We start from the raw sequence: 22,440 nt of genomic DNA, 5'->3' as shown, positions 1-22,440 counted from the left end.
CCAATACAAGAAACATGCAGAAGAACGTAAAACTATTGTTTGTCGTAAATCCCATTGCCGGTGGCAGGGAAAAAAAGGACTGGGAAACGGCCATCCGGGAATTCTTCAAAGAGTCGGATTACACCATTGAGTTTTACATCCAGACCGGCGAAAACGACAAGCCGTCCATCCAGCACCACATCGAACGGTTTAACCCCGGGACGGTCGTGGCGATTGGGGGAGATGGCACCGTGAAGATGGTCGCCGAAATCATTAAGGAGTCGCCCATAAAATTGGGTATTATCCCGGCCGGTTCCGCGAACGGTTTGGCTCGTGAACTGGGTATCCCGGTTGATGTCAACGAAGCCGTAAAAATCATCATTGAAGGCTATACCCGAAAGCTCGATGCCATCCGGATCAACGAAGAAGAACTGAGTTTCCATCTCAGCGATATCGGCCTGAATGCCCTGCTGGTGAAGTATTTTGAGGCCTCCAAAAAAAGGGGCCTCTGGGGATACGGCCAGTCCCTCTTAAAAATGCTCTGGAACAAACGGCAAATGCGGGTGACGATCAGCACAGACGGCAAACGGGTAAAGCGGAAGGCCTACATGGTGGTTTTGGCTAACGCCGAAAAATACGGTACCGGTGCGGTCATCAATCCGGACGGCAATGTTTCCGATGGCGAATTTGAAGTTGTCGTCGTTCGTAAACTACATGTCGTTGAGATCATTAAAGCGGTCATGGCCCGGAAATATTTTCACCCCGACCGCATCGAAGTTTTCCGCACCAAAAACGCCAAACTGCAATTCCAGCAAAGCTATCCGTTCCAGGTCGATGGCGAATATCGCGGGAAAATTGCTTCTCTCCAGGCCCGCATCATCCCCGGTATTGTGAACGTCCTGTGCCCGGTCCCCCAACCTCCCGAAGAGGGAAAGCCAAAAGCACAAGGGCCTGCTTAAGCAGTCGGCCGCATGTAGCTATTCTTTTCTGTTGAACGAATCTTCTTACTGCATACTGCCTACTGGTTACTGCCTGTTTTTTTTAATTAAATGGCACAGCTTTTTCATTATAGTAGCAAAAGACAGTTTTATGGATCAAATGGAAGTGAAAGGCAGATGGCACGAACTGAAGGGCAAGGTTAAGCAGGCGCATGGCGATTTAACCGACGATGACCTGAGATGGGAAGATGGAAAGGATGAAGAGTTCTTCGGCCGGATGCAACGAAAGCTGGGTAAAACCAAAGACGAATTTATCCAGTGGTTACGTGATCTTGGATAAATTCATTGATTTTTGGTTTTATGGTAAGAGCACCGTTTACGAATTGTAAGCCGTGCTCTTTTTTTATTCATCCAAATGATCGGGTTTAGCTGTGTTCCGAAGAAGAGTGAGGCCAATGATCGTTGCAAGGAGGGAACCGAGCAAAACAGCTACTTTGGAATAGCTGACGAGGTCTGCATCGGTAAAGGCCAGGTTGGAAATGAATATCGACATGGTAAACCCAATTCCCGCAAGGATGGCAGCCCCGGTTAAATGACTCCACCGGGCAAACTGCGGAAGTTTTGTTTTGAAAAATGTGATCAGCAAATAACAAAACAGCAGGATGCCGACCGGTTTTCCCACAACAAGACCCGTGATGATTCCAAGGCTGTTGCTTGTACCGATCTCAGTGATCCAGCCCTGTTTCAGAACAATTCCCGTGTTGGCCAGCGCAAACATCGGCACAATGAAAAAAGCGACCGGCTTGTGCAGGAATTGCTGGAGCTTATAAGACGGCGTGTTCTCGTTGTTGCCGGAAAAAGGGATGACAAAGGCCAGCAATACCCCGGCGATTGTGGGGTGCACTCCCGATTGCATCATGCAATACCAGAGCACCAGGCCGGGGAGGAGATAGAAGGCAAGGTGGTAAATTTTCAATTTACTTAGAAAAAATAGCCCTCCTAAAATTGCGGCAGATAAAGCTAGATAAAGCCATTGGATGCCAGTGTTATAAAACAAGGCAATCACCAGGATGGCACCGAGGTCGTCGATGATGGCAAGGGCGGTCAGAAAGATTTTTAGCGAATAAGGTACCCGGTTGCCGGCCAGGGCCAGCATTCCTAATGTAAAGGCAATGTCGGTGGCCATCGGGATACCAAACCCGCTTTGAGTAGGCGTTCCGTTGTTAAAAGCGAAGTGAATGGCAGCCGGAACGACCATGCCGCCGACCGCAGCGGCAATGGGAAGGATGGCATTGGAAAACGAAGACAGTTCGCCGGCATACAATTCCCGTTCGATTTCGAGCCCGACAAGAAGAAAAAAAATGGTCATGAGACCGTCGTTGATCCATTGCTCAACAGACAGATCCAGGTGCAGTCCGGCAAAAGACAAATCTGCTTTTTGATGCCAAAAATGGGTGTACGGTTCGCCCCAGCCACTGTTGGCAAGGATCAACGAAAGAATGGTGCAAAAAAGAAGAAGCAACCCGCCGATCCGTTCGCTATCGAAAAAGCCCCTGAATAATTTTGTCCATTCCATAGATTCGTTTTATCCTTCCGGGTGTGAAGTTTTACCGGTATCGGCAACTTTTTTCTGCCCTCGCTTTCGCTTTCAGCAGATCATTTCCTACGCAATATCCTTTCCTGTCACAGGGCCTTCATTTACCAATTTCTAAACAACGGCTCCGCGGTAGATTGGTTAGCTTTGCGCCTCAAATTTACCGGTAAACAGTTTCGGATATGAAGGCACGTACGCTCAAAAAAGACAAAGTCAATATTATCACGCTGGGATGCAGCAAAAACATGGTCGACAGTGAGGTGCTGAGCGGCCAGTTACAGGCTGCGGAGATCGACGTGGTGCACGAAAGCACCAAACGCGATCACAACATCGTGGTGGTAAACACCTGCGGCTTTATTGACAAAGCGAAGGAAGAAAGCGTGAATACAATCCTCGAGCAGGTGTCGCTGAAACAAAAAGGCAAACTGGATAAGGTGTACGTGACCGGTTGCCTGAGCCAGCGTTACCGCGACGACCTGGAGCAAAGCATTCCCGAAGTTGATGCCTGGTTTGGTACAATGGAGTTGCCGCTGATCCTGAAAAAATTCGAGGTGGATTACAAGGCCGAATTGATCGGTGAACGCCTGTTGGCAACGCCGCAGCACTATGCCTACATGAAGATAGCAGAAGGATGCAACCGTACCTGTGCGTTTTGCGCCATCCCGCTGATGAGGGGTAACCACGTCAGCCGTTCCATTGACGAGCTGGTGAAAGAAGCCGAGACCCTGGCCAAACGCGGCGTGAAAGAAATCCTGCTGATTGCGCAGGAACTGACTTACTACGGTTTGGACCTGTATAAAAAGCGGGCTTTACCCGACCTGCTTCGCCGCCTGAGCGATGTGCCGGGTATCGAATGGATTCGCCTGCATTATGCCTATCCGCATAAATTCCCGATGGAGATTCTGGACGTCATGAAAGAGCGGGAGAACATTTGTAACTACCTGGATATGCCCCTTCAGCACGCCGCGGATAATATGCTGAAAGCAATGCGCCGCCAGATTACCCGTGCCGAAATGGAAGACCTGGTAACGGGTATTCGCGAAACCGTACCGGGCATTTGTCTCCGCACCACGCTGATCACGGGCTTTCCCGGCGAAACGCTCGATGACGTGGAAGAACTGAAAGCCTTCCTCGAAAAGCAGCGATTTGACCGTGTGGGCATATTTACCTATTCGCATGAAGAAAACACGGCGGCGTACGGACTTATTGACAATGTGCCGGCCGATGAAAAACAGCGGCGTGCGGAGGATATCATGGCGGTGCAGCAGGAGATCAGCTACGAAAAGAACCAGGAAAAAATTGGAAAGACATTCAAGGTACTGGTTGATAAAAAAGAAGCGGGCCGTTTTATCGGACGGACTGAGTTTGACAGCGTGGAGGTGGACAATGAGGTCATCATCCAACCCGATAAACGGATTCAAACCGGCGGTTTTGTGAATGTGAAGATCACGAAGGCCTATGATTACGACCTGGAGGGAGAGGTCGTGTAGACGGACAGGAACAGTCCGGAAGAGGAGTTAAAATGATTTGGCTTTCCTTTCCAGCAAAAAACTTCTCCCCGTGCCATTACGACAAGACAACCATCATTTCCATATGAAAAGAGCCGTTTTGAAACGGCTCTTTGTTTTAAACTGATTTTCTGGATCTCTCCATCCTGTTCGGCGGTTGCCGGCACAGACGATTAACTTAACTGCTTGGTAGAAACCACAATTTCCAAAGCATCATCCGTTTCTGTTGCCCACTGTTTCAAAAGGCTGCTTGGAAGAGGTTCGTATACATCTTTCTGGTCCTGTGCTTTGGGAAGCTCCTTCATCGGAACCAAAACCAAAAAATGCGGCTCTACATAGTCGTAATGTTTGTCAAGCGTCAATCCTTTCACCTGAACGAACTTAAAACCCTCGTCTTCAATCTTGCGAAGCATTTGTAAGGTAAGGGGGGTGGTTGAGTTGCTCTCCGTTATTCCTTTACGCATGTATTCTATTGTGTTTTTTTCCTATTAATTAAACGAATAAACAACAAATTAGTTGTTTATTCAACCATAGCCGTCTTCATTTAACAAGTCTGAAATCGTTAGAAAGCAAAAATTGGCGCAGGATTATAGCCTGACTGAAACGTTGTAGCCAGGCAGGCGCAAATGTAAACAATTAAACCCGGATGGAAAATCGGTGAGTGAAGATCCTAAAAGACATTCTTCGGACAATCGGTTCTTCCCCTGTTTCGACGGCTGCTGCCACTGAAAATACCCCCACCTCCGCCACCAAAAATGCCGCCGCCACCGAAGATGCTGCTGCCGTCGCCACTATCACCAAGGCGGAAACTCAGGCCAAAAACGATGGAGGAAAAACCGTCTCTTTCTTTTCGGTTGGCCGATTTGCTAAAGCCGTCGAGGTATTCGGTGCTGGTAATACGCTTATTCGCTTCACCAAAAAGGGCAAGATTGTCCCCAATTTGGTAGCGCACGCCGAAACCAACCGGAAACGTCAGGATGGATCTCGGTAGCTTGGTTAAAGAATCGGTTGTCAAACCCGGCAAAACCCAGGATTGCCAAAAGCGGTAGGTGCGGTTGAACCTGCTGAAATCACGGGTAATATTGACAAAGGCTACACCAACACCGGCAAAAAAGTATGGACGAAAATTACCGGGCTCCTCGTAGCCGTTGTTAAAGAACGGATTGATCACCAGTTGCGCAGCGAACTCGTTATAAGGAGTTTGAAAGGAGAAATTGCGGAGTTGGTGAACACCGCTTGTGTAATGATCTTCGTTATCGCGGATAAATCCATGAGTAAAGCTGGCCCTTAATGAAGCGGCGGAAAAAATGTGTTGCTGGGCCATTACCTGGAAGGTAAAACCAGGTTTGTCGTAGGCTCCGTACCAGTTTGGGTTCAGGTCACCCTGGTAAATGGAGGCACCCAGACCAATACCCCATTCTCCACCCAGCGACTGGGCCGCACTTTGCCCGAAAGCAAACAAGAGGAGTAGAAAGGAAAAAAGCAGATTTCTCATTGGCTGGCCCGCAGTTACGTTTTCAGAACGAAAATACATTCGCCATAGCTAACATACAATTTTTTATAGGTCTTACATAGCGGAAGACAGAAAACCTCTGGCGGCCGCCGGCAAGTTCCGGCAGCGTGAAATGAACGGGCAATGACATTTCCGTTTAGTTTTGGCGCATGAAGAAAAAAATTGCACTGGTTACGGGAGGCTACTCCGGTGAGGCCGTGATTTCCTATAAATCGGCCACGACCATTTACAATCACCTCGACAAGGAAAAATTTGATGTTTACAAGATTGACGTTACACCGGAAGGCTGGTTTTATGTAGCGGAGAATGGGGCCAAAACAGCGGTTGATAAAAATGACTTTACCCTGACAGTGAATGGTGGCAAACTCCGTTTTGACGCCGTATTTATCGGGATGCATGGCACTCCCGGCGAAGATGGAAAGCTCCAGGGCTATTTTGATATGTTGGGCCTGCCGTACACCTCTTGCAGTGCGGCCACGTCGGCATTGACGTTTAATAAGCGCTACACAACTGCTGTGGCAGGTATGTCCGGCATTAACGTCGCCCGTTCGATCCTGTTTATCAAAGACCAGTTTACGAATGCGGAGGAAGCCGCGGCTAACCTGCAGTTCCCGGTTTTTGTTAAACCAAATAACGGGGGCTCCAGTATTGGTATGTCCAAGGTAAACGAAGCTTCGGAAGAACTGGGTGCAGCCGTTGAAAAGGCTTTCCGTGAAGACAACCAGGTGCTGGTGGAAGAAATGATCCAGGGAAGAGAATTTACGGTAGGCGTGTTCCGCACAAAAGGTAAAATTGTTGTTCTGCCGATTACCGAGGTGGTAGCGCACAACGAGTTTTTTGATTTTGAAGCCAAGTACCAGGGAAAGTCCTCGGAGACTACCCCCGCTGATATTTCGGAGGAATGGAAGGAAAACCTTGAGCAAACAGCCCGCAAGATCTACCAGGTATTCAATTGCCGCGGCGTTGTACGGATCGATTTTATTTACAATGAGGCAGTGGGGAAACCGTTTATGCTGGAGATCAACACCATCCCCGGCCAAAGCGATGCCAGCGTGGTACCGCAGCAGGTGAGGGCAAAAGGCTGGGACCTGAAAGAATTTTACACGCTGCTGGTGGAAGAAGCGTTGGAAAGGGGGAATTAGAAAACCAGTTGAACAAGGAACAGAAGAAGTATTTCCCCTGCTCTTTTTTCAAGTTCAATAGCAGCCTGTCTCAAACTGAATGGAAGGCACAACTGAAAGGACTTTCTCGGTCCCTTGTTCCTCTGTTCGATATTCCCTTGTTATCTTGCAGCCCTCAAACGGAAAACCCGGATGTCTAAATTTTTGAATAGCAAGCCTCTTTGGTTTCATATTTTACTGGCCCTGGGCCTCGTTGTTCTCCTGCTTTTTTTGTTTATCCTTTCCCTGGAATGGATCACCAAGCACGGCGAGTCGAGCACAGTGCCTTCGGTAACCGGCAAAAAGATCGATGAGGTCCAGTCCTTGTTGAAAAAGAATGGTTTTGAGCTGGTGGTGCAGGACTCTGTTTTTTATGATTCCATTCCCCGCGGCATGGTACTAAAGCAGGTGCCGGAGGCCGACGAGGTCGTGAAAGTAAACCGCACGGTGTATGTGACCATCAACCGTTTCATCCCGCCGGACATAGAAATTCCAAAGCTGAACGGGTTGAGCTATAAGAATGCGGAAATGTTGCTGAAGAATCTCGGTCTGCATGTCGGCGATACAACTTATAAGACCGATTTTGCCAAGAATACCGTGCTGGAAGCCCTGTTCCAGGGGAAGACACTGATGCCTGGCTCGAAAGTGAAAATGGGGTCGGCTATTGACCTCGTGATCAGCAGCGGCGTGGGTGAGGAAGCGATCCTGGTACCGAAACTGATTGGCCTGACCTATGAAGAAGCCAGGGCCTTGCTGGATGCACAAGGGATTGTTTTGGGAGCCCCGGTCTTTAACCCTGATGTGCATGATTCGGTAACAGCTTATGTGTACAAACAACGTCCGGCACCCATGACGATGGATGGTAAACGACTCAGCATGCGGGCCGGGCAAATGGTTGATATTTGGCTGCAAACCGAGAAGCCGAACGTCGATTCGTTACAAAAACTGCAAGCCGCCCCACAAGAAAGCGATCAAGAACCCCAACAATAGGAACATATGAAACGCATGACCGTTGAAGAATTGAAGCACAAACTTGACAGCGGCGAGAAGATCAACCTCATTGATTGCCGCGAGCCACACGAATACGAAGAAGCCAACCTTGGCGGACGGCTGATTCCACTGGGCAAGTTCCAGGCAATGGACCTGGACGAGTTGGAAGATCTCAAAGAGGATGAAGTGATTGTTCACTGCCGCAGTGGCAAGCGAAGCGCTATGGCCTGTACAATCCTTGACCAGATGGGTTTTACCAATACATATAATCTCGAAGGCGGCATCCTTGCCTGGATTGATCAGTACGGCCAGCCGAAATAACCCTTCTTTTAATCGATTGTTTTACTCTTGGTAGCAGCGAAGTATTATTTCCCGGTTTGCGTAGAACAAACCGGGAAATAATATTTTTCTTTTTGATCTGTGATAAACATGTAGGCCGTCGGTATGGAACTCCTTTTCGGATGCAAGAAAGCAAAACGTTATCGCTGCTGTTTTGAATAACGACGGCATACTGCCAACAGTTAAGGCTGCTCTTACCGAGCCAGCTTCGCCACACGGCCACCGTTGCCTGCCAGGTAAACTGTCTTTCCGTCCTTGGCACGGCGGCAAACATGATATCCCTCTTTGCTGATCTGTGTCCAGGTATCGCCGCTGTCAAAAGAAACATCCACTCCACTTGTGCCGCAGGTGACCAGTTCGTTTTCGGAAATGTACGCGACGCAACTTTTATAACCATGAGGCGGTTGCTTTGCTGCCTTCCAGCTTTGGCCACGGTCGTTTGAATAAAAGCAGTTGTTGGCAGAAACCGTGTCGGCCATATAGTCGCCGCCAACGACGATCAGTTTTTTGCCACCGTTCCGCTTGTTATGATCCCAAACGGCTACGGAGAAAGCGCCGGTGGATTCCTTTCCCTGTGCAATGGGCAGTTTGGTCTTCTGGTCACGGATATAAACGTGTGAACTTTTGCCTCCCGTGACAAACACCGCTTCATCGCGGTCGAGTGCCGTAATTGCCGTGCCGCTGGCCGCAAAAACTGCTTCACCGTTTTCCGTCGTGGGCCTGTATTGTTCGGGAATGGCCTGCCAGGAATAGCCGCCGTCAAAAGTTCGGGCAATAAACAGTTTTCCGTTGATCGGATCGCCGATCACGATGCCGGACTCACTGTTCCAGAATTCAAGGGCATCGAGGAACATGCCTTTTGCTTTGTTTTCATAAACGACCTTCCAGTTTTCACCGCCATCTGTCGTGCGCAGGATGTAGGCCGGTTCGCCTACGGAGATGACAATCGCCGTGGTGGCATCGAAGGCTTCAATATCCCGGAAGTCCGCTTTTTCAAACGATTTTACCTGGAACCATTTCCAGGCTTTTCCGCCGTTGGTGGATTTGCCAACCATGCCGTTCGTGCCGCTCACCCAAAGAACATTGTCGTTGACCACGCTCAGGCCACGAATGGAGGTTTTGGTGCCGGACGTTAATGTGTCGATTTTAGGTAAGGCTTTTTGCGCAAATAAGAGCGTCGACGAAAAAACGAAAAAGGAGAGGAGGATGATTTTTTTCATAGTTGTTGCGAATGAAAACAGGTGAATAAAGGTGCATATTTTTCGGTTTCCCTGCCCGGAAAACAAGGGCATTTCAGCCTATAAAAAAAAGCGCAAAACAAAAATCAACAATCATCGATTGTAATCCTTTTGAATTTGCGCTTTTGTGGTTATCTGTTTATGAAAGGTTCGCCAGGCTTTCTTCGATAGCCCGGATTTTTCCTTCCGCGTCTGCCTTTTTTTTCCGCTCTGCTTCTACCACTTCGGGTTTAGCGTTTTGGACAAACCGTTCGTTCCCCAGCTTTTTCTCCACCGAAAGCAAAAAGCCTTTCTGGTATTCCAGTTCTTTTTCCAGTTTATCTCTTTGGGCCCCGGCATCGATCTGCTGTTCGGTTTCGATGTAGAATTTATGCGTACCAACAACAACGGTGATGGTATTGGGCACTGCGTCTTCGACAAACTGGATTTCACTGGCGGCTACCTGTTTTGCCAGCAGTGGTTCGATGGATTGGAAAGCCGCGGGAGACGCAGTCTGTATAAAGAGTTTGATGCTTTCTCTGGGTTTCAGGTTGTGCTTGTTGCGGCTGTCGCGAAGAGACGTGATGGTATCCTGTAAGATATCACCCCGCTGCAAGACTTCTGTTGTGGACAGTTGCGAAAGTTTTTTGTGCTGGCCGCCTACTTCGCCCTGTTGCCTTATAGTAAGGTCGTCGCCTTCCTCGCGGGGCCGCAGCTGGTGATAAATTTCTTCGGTTACAAACGGCATGAAAGGATGAAGCAACTGCATCAGTTCTTCAAAAAAATCCAGCGTGCAGGTGAGTAGGTAACGGTCGATTTTATCGCCATACGGGGGTTTCACCCATTCGAGATACCAGCTACAGAAATCATCCCAGATCAGCGAATAAATGGTTTTCAATGCTTCGCTAAGGCGAAAGTCTTTGTACAATTCTTCTACTTGCGATTTTGCCCTGTTCAGCCTTGCTTCGAACCAGGTAGCGGCGAAGGCTGCTTTTTCAAATTCTTCGGAACGGTGCTCTTGCTCCGTGGTGCCGGCATTCTCCCACATCTTCACCAGCTTCAGGGCATTCCAAAGTTTGTTGTTGAAATTGCGTCCCTGGTCGCAACTGCTGTCGTCGAAAAGCAGGTCGTTGCCGGCAGGAGCGGAGATGAGGATACCAAAGCGAACCGCATCGGCACCAAACCGTTCGATCAGGTCCAGCAGGTCGGGGGAGTTGCCAAGGCTCTTACTCATTTTGCGACCCTGCTTATCCCGCACCATGCCGGTGAAATACACATGCTCAAACGGCTTTTCATCCATGTATTCTTCGCCGGCCATAATCATGCGGGCCACCCAGAAGAAAATAATATCCTGTCCTGTTACCAGTACGGATGTCGGATAGTAGTAACGGATATCCGCATTGCCCGGGTCTGTAATCCCATTGAACACCTCCATGGGCCAAAGCCAGGACGAAAACCAGGTATCGAGAACGTCCTCGTCCTGCGTCAGCGTTGCATCCTGCACGCGGAACGCCGCATGAAACGCTTCCTTTGCTTCTTCTTCCGTATCGGCCACTACGAATCTGCCGTCTTCATCATACCAGGCAGGAATGCGCTGGCCCCACCACAGTTGCCGGCTGATACACCAGTCCTTTACATTTTCCAGCCAGTATTTGTAGGTTGCCAGAAACCGTTCTTCAGGGTGAATTTTTACCTCGCCGCTTGTAACAGCGTCCAGCGCCTTGTCGGCGAGCTCCCGCATTTTTACAAACCACTGCGTGGAAATGCGTGGCTCCACCACGGCATTGGTGCGTTGCGAAAATCCGAGGCGTGTCTGGTACTCTTCTTCCTTGGTCAACAGGCCGTCTGCACGCAGTTTTTCAATGGCAGCCTTGCGGGCTTCAAACCGGTCCATGCCAACAAACACCACGGCTGCTTCGCTTAACGTACCATCCGGGTTGAGCGTATCAATAATGGGAAGATGGTGTTTCAGCCCCAGGTTGTAGTCGTTGATATCGTGCGCCGGTGTGATCTTCAGTGCACCGGTTCCAAAAGCAGGATCAACGTATTCATCTGCAATAACAGGCACTGCGCGGTTCACCAGGGGTACGATCACTTTTTTGCCAATCAGGTGTTTGTAGCGTTCATCATCGGGGTGTACACACACGGCAACATCACCCATGATGGTTTCGGGACGCTGCGTGGCGATGGTAATATAGTTGGCAGATGACGGTTGGTGGGTGGCAACAGAGTCTTCCCGGTTGTCTGTTACCTCAGCACTCTCACCACTAACCATGTATTTTACATAGTAAAGTTTTCCCTGAATATCCCTGTACTCCACTTCCTCGTCGCTCAGGGCTGTCTGTGCCTGGGGGTCCCAGTTAATGATGCGGGCACCGCGATAGATCAGGCCTTTGTTGAACAGGTCAATGAAAACCTTGATGACAGCTTTGTAGTAATGGTCGTCCATGGTAAATGTCACTCGGTTCCAGTCTACGCTGCAGCCCAGTTTTTTCAACTGGTGGTAAATAATGCCGCCGTATTTGTCTTTCCATTCAAAAGCATACTTCAAAAACTCCTCTCTCGACAGGTTTTGTTTCTGAATGCCTTTTTCTTTTTCCAGCATTTGCACCACTTTGGCTTCGGTGGCAATGGAGGCATGGTCGCTGCCGGGCACCCAGCAGGCATTATACCCGCTCATTCTTGCCTTGCGGATCAGAACGTCCTGCACGGTTTCGTTGAGGGTATGTCCCATGTGCAGCACGCCGGTTACGTTCGGTGGCGGGATCACGATGGTGAAAGGTTTTCGCTCATCGGGCCGGCTGCTGAAATAGTCTTTGTTCAGCCAGTGACTGTACCATTTTTCCTCTGCAATGCCTGGTTCAAAATTTTTGGAAAGCTCCGTACTCATGAAAATAAAATTGGTGGGCAAAGATAAGCTGCGCACCTGTTTTATCTCAACGGAAAACGAACGGCCCTCAGCCCTCCCGGCCGGCCATCTGGTCACGCACTTCTTTGCAGATGTAGGTGCCGCCATCGCAAACGGTCATGATGGCCAACACCAGCTCTTCAGAAGGAGAGTTTTTCGTGACATAGCCTTTTGCTCCCAGTTGCATGAGGTTGCGGGCATAAGTAGGAAGGTTATTGATCGAAAGGCCGATGATTTTGATAGCAGGATTGGCCTTTGTGATTTTCCGGGTGGCTTCAAACCCGTTTACCGGCGACATGTTGATGTCCATGAGAATAATGTCAGGCGATTCCTGTTGGGCACAAAGAATCGCTTCTTCGCCAGAGGCACATTCGCCAATTACGTCGATGCGCGGGTGACGCTGGAGGATCATTTTCCAGGTTTCCCGCATCATTTTATGATCGTCTACAATTACCAATCGTATACGTTCTACCATAGGTGCAGTCGAATTGAGGTTACTTCATCTGCAATTAACCTCCATTGCAAGGAAGGGCAATATGTATCGAGGCGTTCCTAGTGGTTATCGTATTCCGGTAGCAGGGCTGAAAAAAAGATTATGCCAATACGCTATTCAAATTCAAGCTGGCTGTTGTTAATGTAATTGACCAGTGCTGCCGAGTTTTTCAGGTTCAGCTTCTTCAGGATATTGTACCGGTGTACTTCTACGGTTTTAACCGAGATATCAAGATTTTCTGCGATTTCCTTGGAGGAAAATCCTTTTTTGATAAAATGGATGATTTCAATTTCCCTTTGCGAGAGTGCATTCAATCCGCCTTGCTGGTCTTCGCCATTGATGACCTGCTCGGAAAGGATGTTTTTGATCTCCTCGCAGATGTAGCGGCGGCCGGCCTGGATCTCCGTGATAGCCTTGAACATTTCTTCGCGGGACGAATTCTTGGTCACATAGCCCATCGCGCCTTTTTGGATCATTTTTCGGGCATAGGTCGGTTGGGTGTGCAGCGAAACACCCAGGATTCGCGACGCTGGCGAATATTTGCGTATCAATTGCGTCGCTTCAATGCCGTTCATTCCCGGCAGGTTGATGTCCATGATGACAATATTGGGCCGAAGTTGCCTGGCCAGCTCGACAGCTTCTTCACCACTGCCACTTTCGGCAATTACCTGAAAACGATCATCGGTGTTCAAAATAAAGCTCCACGTTTCCCTGACCAGTGTATGGTCATCCGCAATGAGGATCGTAATTTTTTCCATAATCGGCTATTGAATTTTATGTGGTTGTTCGTTGATAGGAAATTGTAATATCATGCTACAGCCATTTTGGTGGCTGCTGCGAAGCTGCAAAGTTCCGTTAATTAAATATATCCTGTTCTGAATATTTTTTAAACCGGCGCCTTTCTTCGTTGTAATGGGGTCAAAACCAACACCATTGTCCTGAATTAGCAGGTGTACCCGGCCATCGCTGACACTGAGGTTGATTTTTACCTCGGTGGCACCGGCATGGCGCAAAATATTGTTCATCGACTCCTGGATGATGCGGAAAACACCCAGTTTCTGGTTGGCATCGAGCAGGAAATCGATCGCGGGGTCGGCGTTGTGAGTCACCGTCAGTTTGCGGGTAAGGTGAATGTTCTCTACCAGGTCGTTGATCGAATCGACAAGGCCGAGGTCGTCGATACTCGGATCCATCAGGGAGCGGGAGAGATGGCGGATCTCCTGGATGACGGAATTGATATTCTGCAGGCTTTTCCGGATCAGTTCTTCTTTTCGTTCGCTGTTGACAAGGGCCAGGTCGAGATAAAGTTTCGTGGTCGTCAGCACCTGGTTGACGTTGTCGTGTAGTTCCTTGCCGATCTCAGCCCTTTCTTTTTCCTGCGTCTCTACCGTGGCCAGGTGAATGAGGCGATGGTACTCCAGGCTTTTTTGCAGCAGCTCTTTTTCCAGCCGCTTACGCTCCGAGATGTCCTCGGCCGACCCGATCACCCGAAATGGCTTGTCGTTTTCGTCCCGCAGCAGAATGCCCCGGTCATAAATATGGGCATAACTGCCATTCGACCGCTTGAAACGGTATTCCATTTCAAACGTATGCTGGTGCGGGGCCTGCAGCACGCCACGCAAGGTCCTTTCAACCATCTCCCGGTCTTCGGGATGGATGTACTGAAGCCAGGAATCAAACTGGCGGATATGACTATCGTCTTTAACGCCATACAGTTTTTTCAGGCTGTCCATCGAACGGGTGACTTCGTTCGTGGCGATATCCCATTCCCACAACACCTCGTGGGTCGCCTTCATTACACAGTCGAACCGCTCATTGCTGCGCTTCAGGGCCGTTTCCCGTTCAATGGTTTCCGTAATGTCGGTATGGGTGCCGATCATCCGTAAATACCTGCCATCTTCGCCCTTGTTTAGCAGGCGGCCCTTGGCCATGACCCAGCGATAGCGTCCGTCTTTGCCGCGGATGCGATACTGGCTGTCGTAAACCGGATCGTCCGACTGCAAATGCTCCACGACCATGTCTTTCATCTTACGCTGGTCGTCGGGGTGAATCCGGGTAATCCATTCCGAAACGTCGTTTTTTAAATCGTCCTCCGAAAAGCCGTACAGTTTTTTATACGAACTGGAATAAATGACTTCGTTGGTGGCAAGGTTCCAGTCCCAAACGCCTTGGTTGGCAGCCTCCAGTGCAAATTGCAGTCGCTCCTCGGACTCTTTCAGCACAGCCTGCGCCTTCTTTTTCTCGGTGATATTCAGGGAAGCGACGATGAGGCCAATAATTCGGTCACCATCGTAAGCGGGAATGATATTGTTATGGAAAAAGACCTCAGCACCATCTTCTTCCAATAACCGTATTTCGGTGCTGTGCCGTTCGCCGGCAAGCACCTGCCGGTAAAGGGCTGCCACTTTTTGCCGCCGGTTTTCGGGTGAGATCTGCAACAGGCTCATCCCTAAACTCACCTCCAGGTGCATTAAGCGGGCAATAATTTCTTTTGCAGCCCTGTTGTAGTACACGATTTCGAGCTGGTGATTCGCCAAAATAAAGGGCTCGTCAATATTTTGCAGAATGAGCCGGCTGTGGTCGGTATCCAAAGAAATAGGGGCGGTGGATAAAACGTCCAAGGTGTTTCCGGTGGTCATGAAAAGCGATCTGGTCTGTTATTATAAAAATAAACCATTGGTAAGAGTACCCTTCAATTCGTTGAAGGAAATTTTACAAAGTAAGTGTTTTCCCTTGTTTCGGTGTTGAATGTTTTTTGCGCCTACCTTTAAAATCCAAAACGCTTTCTGTTTACACTTCGAACGCAATACATGGAAAGAATTCTTACATCGTGGTACAGTCCACGGCTGCAACGCGAAATGCCGGTGGCCGTTTATGGACATTACGGTTTTGCTTTACTTATGGTTCCGACTGCAGCCGCCGATTATCTCGAATATGAACGATTCGGGCTGATCGACACCATCCGGCCGTTTATCGAGGGCGGGATGCTGAAAGTTTACTCGGTCAACAGTATCAACAACGAAAGCTGGATGAACAAAGGGGCGCATCCCCGGCACAAGACCTGGATGCACCAGAATTTCAACGGGTATATTTTTGAAGAAGTCATCCCCTTTATTAAATCCACGTCGGGGCCTGACACGCCAATCATCATCAGCGGCGCTTCGTTTGGTGCCCTGCACAGTATGAATCTTTTCCTGAAGCGTCCCGACGTGATCAATGGCGTCATCGCCATGAGCGGTGTGTATGACCTGACCGAGTATTCCTCGGGCCATTTCGACGATGACGTTTATTTCAACAGCCCGCAGCATTACATGCCCAATCTAACTGACCACAATACCCTGGAACAGATCCGGCGCAGCAATCACATTCATATTTTCAGCGGCAGTGGCCCGTACGAAGACCCCAACGCCAGCCGGAGCTTCGCTTCCATCCTGTATAACAAGGGAATTAACTACGAGCTGGATATTTGGGGCAGCGAATGGCCGCACGACTGGAACACCTGGCGAACAATGCTGCCGCACTACCTTGACACGCGGTTTTGAGAGAATGGGTTCATATGTAGTGGATATGAATTACTAGGATTGGGCATCGGTAAATCTGAATGCATTCATGTTCAGTTTCTTTTTAATGCCCGGATTTAATTGTTTGCTGGCAGTTTACTGTGCAGGAAAACACATTTGCCGGAGCAGGTGTACAAAATAGACGCGGGGAATTAGCCGTGCACCGAGGGTTTCGACATGCGATGTGTAGACCTGGCAATCGACCAGTTGCACGCCGGTTTGCTCCAGTTCCTGTACATAGCGGATGAAGGCAAATTTAGACGCATTGGACACCTTGCTGAACATACTTTCTCCAAAGAAAACATTCCCGATACGAAGGCCGTAAATGCCTCCCACCAGTTCGCCATCGAGCCAGGCCTCTGCGCTGTGCGCAAATCCGCGGCGGTGGAGTGTCGTGTATACGTCCTTCATTTCGGGTGTGATCCATGTGCCGTGCTGGCCTTCCCGCGGCATCGACGCACAGGCAGCAATGACGTCTTTGAAAGCCTGGTTGACCGTAAACGTGAAGGTTTCTTTCCTGGCCAGTTTTTGCATGCTCCGGCTGACGTGCATCTCCGGGGGAAAAAGCACAAACCGCGGATCGGGACTCCACCACATTGGGACATTGTCCTCGCCGTACCAGGGAAAAATGCCTTTCGGGTAAGCCTCCAGCACTCGTTCGGGTGTTACCTTGCCGCCGATCAGCAGCAAGCCGTCTTCGTTGGCGCGGGAGAGAGAAGGAAAATAAAACTGGTTTTCAGAAAAACAAACAACCGGCATAGCGCAATTCCAAATTCAAAAATAAAAACCAATACCTGGCCTTTCAACAGTGGGTTTTGAAATTTGACTTTTTAGTTTTTTAGGCGGTGACTTCTACTGTTGCATTGATGCCGCGTTCGAGGATGGCATCACATTTTGGCCGCAGGTCTTCGTAGGCACCTTCTTTCACTGCGTATTTGCCGTTGAAGTGGATGATGTAAGCACACTGTTCGGCCTGTTCGTAGGTGTGGCCGCAAATTTCAACCAGCGTTTCGATAACCCATTCAAACGTATTCACATCGTCGTTCCAGACGATAAGCTGGTAGGGATCGATCGTCTTTGTCAAAACGTCCTCGTCCACAAGAATTTCTATGTCTGTCGCAGGTTTCATTTATCGGGCAAAGATAAAAAAGGTTCGAAAAAATGCCGGCAGGATTTCGACAGGAAGATTCTGGTTCTCCGTTGGTCAACCGTTTGCACAGTACGGGTGCATCATTTTTAAAAGGAATGCCCTATTTTGTGAGGGCGTTTCCGGCTGCTGAAAACAGCTGCGAAAAAAAGCTATCAATACAAACCATAGACCTTTTGCTACATGATTAAACGGACGGTGTCCTTTCCTTTTATCCTCATTACTTCCCTGTTTTTTTTATGGGGTTTTGTACACAACCTCGACCCGATCCTGATCCCGCATTTGCGAAAGGCATTTCAACTGTCTACGCTGCAATCGTCCCTGGTCGATTCGGCCGTTTTTGTCGCCTACTTCGTGATGGCGCTGCCGGCCGGTTACATCATGCAGAAATACGGGTATAAATCCGGGATTATCCTGGGTCTTTTGCTGTTTGCACTCGGTTCTTTCCTTTTTGTTCCGGCGGCCAATACGCGGGAATACAGCTTTTTCCTTGCGGCCCTTTTCATCATTGCATCGGGACTGACCATGCTGGAAACTGCGGCCAATCCTTATGTGACGATCCTTGGCCCGGAAAGTACGGCTACCAGGCGGCTGAATCTTGCGCAGTCATTCAACGGGCTGGCTGTCACCATAGCACCACTCGTTGGCGGTCGCCTGATCCTGTCCCGTCAAAGCCATTCGCCGGCAGAACTGGAGCAACTGTCTGCCACAGCGCGGTCTGCCTATCTCCAATCGGAAGCGGCCAGCGTGAAACTTCCATATGTCGTGTTGGGTTCCATCATTTTGTTGGTAGCCCTGTTTTTTACTTTTACCAAACTACCGGATATAAAGGAAGAAAAAACCGAAAAAGGCGGCCTGCTTCGTGCCTTACGGCATCGCCACCTGGCGTGGGCCGTGGTTGCGCAGTTTTTTTATGTGGGGGCGCAGGTCTGTGTGTCGAGCTTTTTTATATTGTTGACCACGAAGGCCGCGGCCATCAGCGAAAAAACGGCCGCTGTTTATCTCGGACTGGGGTACGGGCTTGCTTTTATGACCGGACGCTTTTTCGGCACTTTCCTGATGCGCTTTGTACCGCCGGCCCGCCTGTTGTCGCTGTATGCAACCATTAACCTGCTGCTGACGACTGTTGCCATTTTTGCGGAAGGGATGGTCACCGTGTATGCATTAGTCGGGGTTGCTTTTTTTATGTCCATCATGTTTCCAACCATTTTTGCCCTCGGCATAAAAGACCTGGGTAAAGACACCAAGATCGGCGCCAGTCTTATCATCATGTCCATCGTTGGCGGCGCTTTGCTGCCACCGGTACTGGGGCTCATTGCAGACCGGACCGGCAATATCCAAAACGGTTACGTGGTGCCATTGGTTTGCTTTGGCGTGGTGCTTTTCTTTGGCTGGAAAGGTCATCGATCATTGCGAGCGGCCGAATCACCAGGTGTGGAAGATGTGCTCAGAAGCGAACAAATTATTTAACCATAATACCTAAACAAAAGACTCTTGGAGCAAAAAGCAATGTTTCGGTTTGATGAAAAAACGGCGGCCGTTACCGGTGCCGCCAGCGGAATTGGAAAAGCAACGGCCCTTGTGCTGGCCAGGCAGGGCGCCGAGGTGCTTGTAGTGGATGTAAATCAGGCTGCGGCTGCAGCAACAGCAGAAGAAATAAAATCTGGTGGGGGAAAGGCCCGTCCCGTTGTTTGCGATGTGACCAACGAAGAAAGCGTGGCGGCCGCGTTTGCCAGCATCGACCGGCTCGATATCCTGGTCAACAGTGCCGGCATTTCGCACATTGGCAATCTCGAAAACACAACCGCTGCGGATTTCGAGCGGCTTTTTTCGGTCAATGTGAAGGGGGTTTTCCTCTGTATGCAGGCCGCTTTGCGGTGCATGAAGAAACAAGGATCAGGTGTGATCATTAACCTGGCGTCGATTGCCAATCATGTTGGCCTGGCCGACCGTTTTGCCTATTCTATGACCAAAGGTGCCGTCCATGCAATGACCCTGTCCGTAGCCAAAGATTACATTGGCGCCGATATTCGCTGCAACTCCATTTCTCCCGCCAGGGTGCATACGCCTTTTGTCGATGGCTTTTTGCATAAGAACTATCCCGGCCGCGAAGAGGAAATGTTCCGGAAACTATCGCATTCACAACCCATCGGCCGAATGGCAAGCCCGGATGAAGTGGCGGCGCTGATTCTCTACCTTTCGTCCGACGAAGCATCGTTCATCACCGGCATGGATTACCCGATCGACGGGGGGGTTATTCATTTAAACAGCTAACAAATACAATAGACATGAAATTGATTCGCTTTCGTGAAAACGGGACAGAGAAGCCCGGTATTTTTTTGGATGAACAGTTTTTCGACCTGCGTTCTTTTGGAGAAGATTACAACGAGGCATTTTTTGAAACCGGCGGGCTCAGTCGGTTGGAAGCCTTTGTTGCAGAAAAACGGGACAGCCTGCAAAAGTTGGATTCAAACATTAAGCTGGCAGTGCCGTTTCAGCGTCCATCGAAGATAGTCTGCATTGGATTGAATTATGCCGACCATGCAAAAGAAACCGGCGCCACGCCACCGGCAGAACCCGTGATTTTTCTAAAAGCCACCACGTCGCTTGTCGGTCCGTCCGATCCCATTGTGATTCCAAAAGGTTCCGTAAAGACCGACTGGGAAGTGGAACTGGCCGTGGTAATGGGCAAAAAAGCCAGTTATGTGAGCGAAGAGGAGGCAATGGATTTTGTAGCCGGCTATTGCCTGCACAACGATGTATCGGAACGCGAATACCAACTGGAACGCGGCGGTACCTGGGACAAAGGCAAGGGCTGCGACAGCTTTGCTCCCATGGGCCCCTACCTGGTAACAAAAGATGAAATTTCGGACGTGGATGATTTGCGGCTCTGGCTGAAACTCAACGGCCAGACCATGCAGGACGGGACCACAGCGAACCTCATTTTTAAAATTCCGTTTTTGATTTCGTATGTCAGCCGCTTCATGACCCTGTTGCCGGGAGATGTGATTTCCACCGGCACGCCGGCTGGCGTTGGATTGGGTATGAATCCTACCGTGTACCTAAAACCGGGCGACGTGGTAGAATTGGGTATAGATGGTTTGGGAAGCACTACGCAAAACGTAGTGGCTTATGCGCATTGATGCTCACTAGCTTCGTAGCACTACAGGTCGAAGCAAGACAGGTGGCTATCATGGTACATGGCGGTTCTGCGCAGGAATTTTCTGCCGGCCAGGAACAGCTTTTAGCAGCAACGCTGTTCATTTTTACAACTTATCTGCATGAATTTAGGATTGCAAAACAAAGTCATAGTCGTTAGTGGTGGCGCCAAAGGTATAGGCGAAGGGATTGTACGGGTACTGGCAGTGGAAGGAGCCCTGCCGGTGATCATCGGCCGGAGTGATGCTGACAACAAAGCGTTGTTGACAGAATTAAAAGCACAAGGCTTCCATGGCGATTCGGTGGTGGCCGAACTGACCGTACCGGCAGAATGCGAAAAAGCGATCAGTGAGATTGTTCAAAAACATGGACGCATCGATGGACTTGTCAATAACGCCGGTGTCAATGATGGTGTCGGCCTGGAAAAAGGGAACTACACAGCTTTTATAGAAAGCCTTCACAGAAATCTTGTTCATTATTACCTGCTGGCCCACCATGCGTTGCCACACCTCATCCGGTCGAAAGGTGCCATCGTCAATATTGGCTCCAAGACTGCCGAAACAGGGCAGGGAAACACCTCTGCTTACGCTGCTGCCAATGGCGGACGCAATGCCCTGACAAGGGAGTGGGCTGTTGAATTGTTGCCGCACGGCATAAGGGTAAATGCGGTGATCGTGGCAGAATGTTACACACCGCTTTACCAACGCTGGATTCAAACCCTTCCGAACCCTGAAGAAAAGCTCCGGGACATCACGGCCAAAATACCGCTGGGGAACAGGATGACAACTGCGGAAGAAATTGCCAATGCCGTCGCCTTTCTTCTTTCCGAACGTTCCTCGCATACAACGGGGCAATTGATCCACGTCGATGGCGGTTATGTGCACCTTGATCGTGCCTTGTGAGTTGCGGGACGGTTTTTGTTCTTAATTTCAGGAACAGGTTTTTTTAAACTTAAAACTTTCCTATGCGTTCACCCTTTCTTTCTTTAGTCGCTTGTGTTTCGCTTTTGTCTGCCAACTGTGGTACCTCGACAGACCATGTGGTGAAGGCCGTTTCCGCAACGGCGCCAGAAGCGCCGGCGAGAGATTTATCCGCCAGTAAAGAAATGTTCCAATACAATTTGCAAAAGCCGTCGGCAACCTGGGATCTGCCCAGCGAATTGATTGAAATTTCAGGCAACGCCTGGATCGATGATAAGCATCTTTTGGTGATCGAAGATCTGCACCCCAACCTCTATGTCGTTCGCCTCGACAAAGTAGGCGTGATCGAAAAGACAATTCCGTTTGCACCGCCGAAGCTGGACAAATTCGACATCGAGGACATTACGTTTGTAGGGAATACCGCCTATGCGTTATGGAGCCATGGCACGATCTACAAAATCGACGACTGGCAGGGAACTCCCAAAGTCAGCAACTGGGAAACGGGTCTGAACAAAGCCAACAACACGGAAGGTATTTGTTACGATCCGGCAACGAAAAAAATCCTGGTCGCCTGCAAGCAGGCGTCGGGCGATGAAGATGAAAAAAAATCAACAAGGGCTATTTACCAACTTGATCCTGCAACAGGCAAAATGGCCGGTGAGCCGTTTTTGCTGATCGAGAAAAAAGAGCTGGAAAAACTGGCTGGGGCAAAGACCAACTTCCACCCTTCGGGGGTAGCCGTGCACCCAGTCACCGGCGATATCTATATTTTGTCAACCAAAGACACAAAAGGCCTTGCCACCTATTCGCAGGACGGAAAGCTCAAAGGCTTTCAATGGATCGACCGTGAGCAAATGCTGCAGCCCGAAGGAATTTGTTTTGCCCCCGACGGATCACTTTATATCAGCACGGAAGGAAAACGTGGTGTGCCGGCAAAGATTTTCCGTTTTGACGCCGTGAAGTCAAAGTAGATTTTTTCGTCCTGTTTCAAATTTTTTTCGAAGACATCTGCAGC

General features: G+C 49.6%; 22 protein-coding genes. 12 read left to right on the top strand and 10 right to left on the bottom strand.

Annotated features, from left to right (window positions below):
• Nucleotides 1-14 precede the first annotated feature (14 nt).
• A complete protein-coding gene (locus tag D6024_RS14505) occupies nucleotides 15-938 on the top strand; it encodes a diacylglycerol/lipid kinase family protein (protein ID WP_121355325.1) in 924 nt (307 codons plus the stop codon).
• A 130-nt stretch (nucleotides 939-1,068) separates the two neighbouring features.
• A complete protein-coding gene (locus D6024_RS14500; RefSeq protein ID WP_121355324.1) occupies nucleotides 1,069-1,257 on the top strand; it encodes a CsbD family protein in 189 nt (62 codons plus the stop codon).
• A gap of 63 nt (nucleotides 1,258-1,320) precedes the next feature.
• On the opposite strand, the gene nhaA is transcribed toward D6024_RS14500, so the two are convergent.
• Entirely contained in the window at nucleotides 1,321-2,493 is a 1,173-nt protein-coding gene (nhaA, locus tag D6024_RS14495; RefSeq protein WP_121355323.1) for a Na+/H+ antiporter NhaA, read from the bottom strand.
• A 200-nt stretch (nucleotides 2,494-2,693) separates the two neighbouring features.
• Here nhaA and rimO point away from each other — a divergent pair, with 200 nt between their 5' ends.
• Nucleotides 2,694-4,001 (top strand): 30S ribosomal protein S12 methylthiotransferase RimO, encoded by a 1,308-nt coding sequence (rimO, locus tag D6024_RS14490; RefSeq protein WP_121355322.1) that lies wholly within the window; start codon nucleotides 2,694-2,696, stop codon nucleotides 3,999-4,001.
• Nucleotides 4,002-4,192: 191 nt separating this feature from the next.
• On the opposite strand, the gene D6024_RS14485 is transcribed toward rimO, so the two are convergent.
• Together D6024_RS14485 and D6024_RS14480 are read right to left on the bottom strand one after the other, a co-directional pair.
• Nucleotides 4,193-4,483, bottom strand: coding sequence for a hypothetical protein (locus D6024_RS14485; RefSeq protein ID WP_162944774.1), 291 nt, complete (start codon nucleotides 4,481-4,483; stop codon nucleotides 4,193-4,195).
• Nucleotides 4,484-4,689: 206 nt separating this feature from the next.
• A complete protein-coding gene (locus D6024_RS14480; protein WP_121355391.1) occupies nucleotides 4,690-5,514 on the bottom strand; it encodes a DUF6089 family protein in 825 nt (274 codons plus the stop codon).
• A gap of 167 nt (nucleotides 5,515-5,681) precedes the next feature.
• Between D6024_RS14480 and D6024_RS14475 the strand changes: the two genes are divergently transcribed.
• From D6024_RS14475 to D6024_RS14465, 3 genes are all read left to right on the top strand, one after another.
• Nucleotides 5,682-6,674 (top strand): D-alanine--D-alanine ligase, encoded by a 993-nt coding sequence (locus D6024_RS14475; RefSeq protein ID WP_121355320.1) that lies wholly within the window; start codon nucleotides 5,682-5,684, stop codon nucleotides 6,672-6,674.
• Between the two features lie 171 nt (nucleotides 6,675-6,845).
• The gene (locus D6024_RS14470) at nucleotides 6,846-7,682 is read left to right on the top strand and encodes a PASTA domain-containing protein (protein ID WP_121355319.1); all 837 of its coding nucleotides are present in this window, start codon (nucleotides 6,846-6,848) and stop codon (nucleotides 7,680-7,682) included.
• 6 nt (nucleotides 7,683-7,688) lie between these two features.
• Nucleotides 7,689-8,003 (top strand): rhodanese-like domain-containing protein, encoded by a 315-nt coding sequence (locus D6024_RS14465; RefSeq protein WP_121355318.1) that lies wholly within the window; start codon nucleotides 7,689-7,691, stop codon nucleotides 8,001-8,003.
• A gap of 212 nt (nucleotides 8,004-8,215) precedes the next feature.
• On the opposite strand, the gene D6024_RS14460 is transcribed toward D6024_RS14465, so the two are convergent.
• The 5 genes from D6024_RS14460 to D6024_RS14440 form a co-directional block, all read right to left on the bottom strand.
• Nucleotides 8,216-9,241 carry a WD40/YVTN/BNR-like repeat-containing protein gene (locus D6024_RS14460; RefSeq protein ID WP_162944773.1) on the bottom strand — a complete coding sequence of 342 codons (1,026 nt, stop codon included), beginning with the start codon at nucleotides 9,239-9,241 and terminating at the stop codon, nucleotides 8,216-8,218.
• A 157-nt stretch (nucleotides 9,242-9,398) separates the two neighbouring features.
• On the bottom strand, nucleotides 9,399-12,128 hold the full coding sequence (locus D6024_RS14455; RefSeq protein WP_121355390.1) for a valine--tRNA ligase: 2,730 nt from the start codon (nucleotides 12,126-12,128) through the stop codon (nucleotides 9,399-9,401).
• A gap of 67 nt (nucleotides 12,129-12,195) precedes the next feature.
• Complete coding sequence (locus D6024_RS14450) at nucleotides 12,196-12,621, bottom strand: response regulator (RefSeq protein WP_121355316.1); 426 nt, start codon at nucleotides 12,619-12,621, stop codon at nucleotides 12,196-12,198.
• Between the two features lie 131 nt (nucleotides 12,622-12,752).
• Nucleotides 12,753-13,397, bottom strand: coding sequence for a response regulator (locus tag D6024_RS14445; RefSeq protein ID WP_121355315.1), 645 nt, complete (start codon nucleotides 13,395-13,397; stop codon nucleotides 12,753-12,755).
• A 6-nt stretch (nucleotides 13,398-13,403) separates the two neighbouring features.
• On the bottom strand, nucleotides 13,404-15,278 hold the full coding sequence (locus tag D6024_RS14440) for a sensor histidine kinase (protein ID WP_121355314.1): 1,875 nt from the start codon (nucleotides 15,276-15,278) through the stop codon (nucleotides 13,404-13,406).
• A 171-nt stretch (nucleotides 15,279-15,449) separates the two neighbouring features.
• Between D6024_RS14440 and D6024_RS14435 the strand changes: the two genes are divergently transcribed.
• Complete coding sequence (locus D6024_RS14435) at nucleotides 15,450-16,181, top strand: esterase family protein (RefSeq protein WP_121355313.1); 732 nt, start codon at nucleotides 15,450-15,452, stop codon at nucleotides 16,179-16,181.
• 114 nt (nucleotides 16,182-16,295) lie between these two features.
• Here D6024_RS14435 and aat read toward each other — a convergent pair whose 3' ends face one another.
• Together aat and D6024_RS14425 are read right to left on the bottom strand one after the other, a co-directional pair.
• The gene (gene aat / locus D6024_RS14430; protein WP_121355312.1) at nucleotides 16,296-16,958 is read right to left on the bottom strand and encodes a leucyl/phenylalanyl-tRNA--protein transferase; all 663 of its coding nucleotides are present in this window, start codon (nucleotides 16,956-16,958) and stop codon (nucleotides 16,296-16,298) included.
• Nucleotides 16,959-17,037: 79 nt separating this feature from the next.
• Nucleotides 17,038-17,328 carry an ATP-dependent Clp protease adaptor ClpS gene (locus tag D6024_RS14425; protein WP_121355311.1) on the bottom strand — a complete coding sequence of 97 codons (291 nt, stop codon included), beginning with the start codon at nucleotides 17,326-17,328 and terminating at the stop codon, nucleotides 17,038-17,040.
• A gap of 201 nt (nucleotides 17,329-17,529) precedes the next feature.
• On the opposite strand from D6024_RS14425, the gene fucP reads away from it, so the two are divergent.
• The 5 genes from fucP to D6024_RS14400 all read left to right on the top strand — a co-directional run bounded on the left by fucP (nucleotide 17,530) and on the right by D6024_RS14400 (nucleotide 22,396).
• Complete coding sequence (gene fucP, locus D6024_RS14420) at nucleotides 17,530-18,816, top strand: L-fucose:H+ symporter permease (RefSeq protein WP_121355310.1); 1,287 nt, start codon at nucleotides 17,530-17,532, stop codon at nucleotides 18,814-18,816.
• 24 nt (nucleotides 18,817-18,840) lie between these two features.
• A complete protein-coding gene (locus D6024_RS14415; protein WP_240410041.1) occupies nucleotides 18,841-19,620 on the top strand; it encodes an SDR family NAD(P)-dependent oxidoreductase in 780 nt (259 codons plus the stop codon).
• A gap of 14 nt (nucleotides 19,621-19,634) precedes the next feature.
• On the top strand, nucleotides 19,635-20,489 hold the full coding sequence (locus D6024_RS14410) for a fumarylacetoacetate hydrolase family protein (RefSeq protein WP_121355308.1): 855 nt from the start codon (nucleotides 19,635-19,637) through the stop codon (nucleotides 20,487-20,489).
• Nucleotides 20,490-20,627: 138 nt separating this feature from the next.
• Nucleotides 20,628-21,407 (top strand): L-fucose dehydrogenase, encoded by a 780-nt coding sequence (locus tag D6024_RS14405; protein WP_121355307.1) that lies wholly within the window; start codon nucleotides 20,628-20,630, stop codon nucleotides 21,405-21,407.
• Between the two features lie 62 nt (nucleotides 21,408-21,469).
• Complete coding sequence (locus tag D6024_RS14400; protein ID WP_121355306.1) at nucleotides 21,470-22,396, top strand: SdiA-regulated domain-containing protein; 927 nt, start codon at nucleotides 21,470-21,472, stop codon at nucleotides 22,394-22,396.
• The last annotated feature ends 44 nt before the right edge of the window (nucleotides 22,397-22,440 follow it).

The organism is Flavisolibacter nicotianae (assembly GCF_003628535.1).
Lineage (GTDB): Bacteria > Bacteroidota > Bacteroidia > Chitinophagales > Chitinophagaceae > Flavisolibacter > Flavisolibacter nicotianae.
This window is presented reverse-complemented; position numbering and strand designations above follow the sequence as displayed.

What these genes read in the sequence shown, in the direction of transcription:
- D6024_RS14505 (WP_121355325.1), top strand. Translation starts at nt 15, where the DNA reads ATGCAGAAGAACGTAAAACTATTGTTTGTCGTAAATCCCATTGCCGGT.
- D6024_RS14500 (WP_121355324.1), top strand. Translation starts at nt 1,069, where the DNA reads ATGGATCAAATGGAAGTGAAAGGCAGATGGCACGAACTGAAGGGCAAG.
- nhaA (WP_121355323.1), bottom strand. Translation starts at nt 2,493, where the DNA reads ATGGAATGGACAAAATTATTCAGGGGCTTTTTCGATAGCGAACGGATC.
- rimO (WP_121355322.1), top strand. Translation starts at nt 2,694, where the DNA reads ATGAAGGCACGTACGCTCAAAAAAGACAAAGTCAATATTATCACGCTG.
- D6024_RS14485 (WP_162944774.1), bottom strand. Translation starts at nt 4,483, where the DNA reads ATGCGTAAAGGAATAACGGAGAGCAACTCAACCACCCCCCTTACCTTA.
- D6024_RS14480 (WP_121355391.1), bottom strand. Translation starts at nt 5,514, where the DNA reads ATGAGAAATCTGCTTTTTTCCTTTCTACTCCTCTTGTTTGCTTTCGGG.
- D6024_RS14475 (WP_121355320.1), top strand. Translation starts at nt 5,682, where the DNA reads ATGAAGAAAAAAATTGCACTGGTTACGGGAGGCTACTCCGGTGAGGCC.
- D6024_RS14470 (WP_121355319.1), top strand. Translation starts at nt 6,846, where the DNA reads ATGTCTAAATTTTTGAATAGCAAGCCTCTTTGGTTTCATATTTTACTG.
- D6024_RS14465 (WP_121355318.1), top strand. Translation starts at nt 7,689, where the DNA reads ATGAAACGCATGACCGTTGAAGAATTGAAGCACAAACTTGACAGCGGC.
- D6024_RS14460 (WP_162944773.1), bottom strand. Translation starts at nt 9,241, where the DNA reads ATGAAAAAAATCATCCTCCTCTCCTTTTTCGTTTTTTCGTCGACGCTC.
- D6024_RS14455 (WP_121355390.1), bottom strand. Translation starts at nt 12,128, where the DNA reads ATGAGTACGGAGCTTTCCAAAAATTTTGAACCAGGCATTGCAGAGGAA.
- D6024_RS14450 (WP_121355316.1), bottom strand. Translation starts at nt 12,621, where the DNA reads ATGGTAGAACGTATACGATTGGTAATTGTAGACGATCATAAAATGATG.
- D6024_RS14445 (WP_121355315.1), bottom strand. Translation starts at nt 13,397, where the DNA reads ATGGAAAAAATTACGATCCTCATTGCGGATGACCATACACTGGTCAGG.
- D6024_RS14440 (WP_121355314.1), bottom strand. Translation starts at nt 15,278, where the DNA reads ATGACCACCGGAAACACCTTGGACGTTTTATCCACCGCCCCTATTTCT.
- D6024_RS14435 (WP_121355313.1), top strand. Translation starts at nt 15,450, where the DNA reads ATGGAAAGAATTCTTACATCGTGGTACAGTCCACGGCTGCAACGCGAA.
- aat (WP_121355312.1), bottom strand. Translation starts at nt 16,958, where the DNA reads ATGCCGGTTGTTTGTTTTTCTGAAAACCAGTTTTATTTTCCTTCTCTC.
- D6024_RS14425 (WP_121355311.1), bottom strand. Translation starts at nt 17,328, where the DNA reads ATGAAACCTGCGACAGACATAGAAATTCTTGTGGACGAGGACGTTTTG.
- fucP (WP_121355310.1), top strand. Translation starts at nt 17,530, where the DNA reads ATGATTAAACGGACGGTGTCCTTTCCTTTTATCCTCATTACTTCCCTG.
- D6024_RS14410 (WP_121355308.1), top strand. Translation starts at nt 19,635, where the DNA reads ATGAAATTGATTCGCTTTCGTGAAAACGGGACAGAGAAGCCCGGTATT.
- D6024_RS14405 (WP_121355307.1), top strand. Translation starts at nt 20,628, where the DNA reads ATGAATTTAGGATTGCAAAACAAAGTCATAGTCGTTAGTGGTGGCGCC.
- D6024_RS14400 (WP_121355306.1), top strand. Translation starts at nt 21,470, where the DNA reads ATGCGTTCACCCTTTCTTTCTTTAGTCGCTTGTGTTTCGCTTTTGTCT.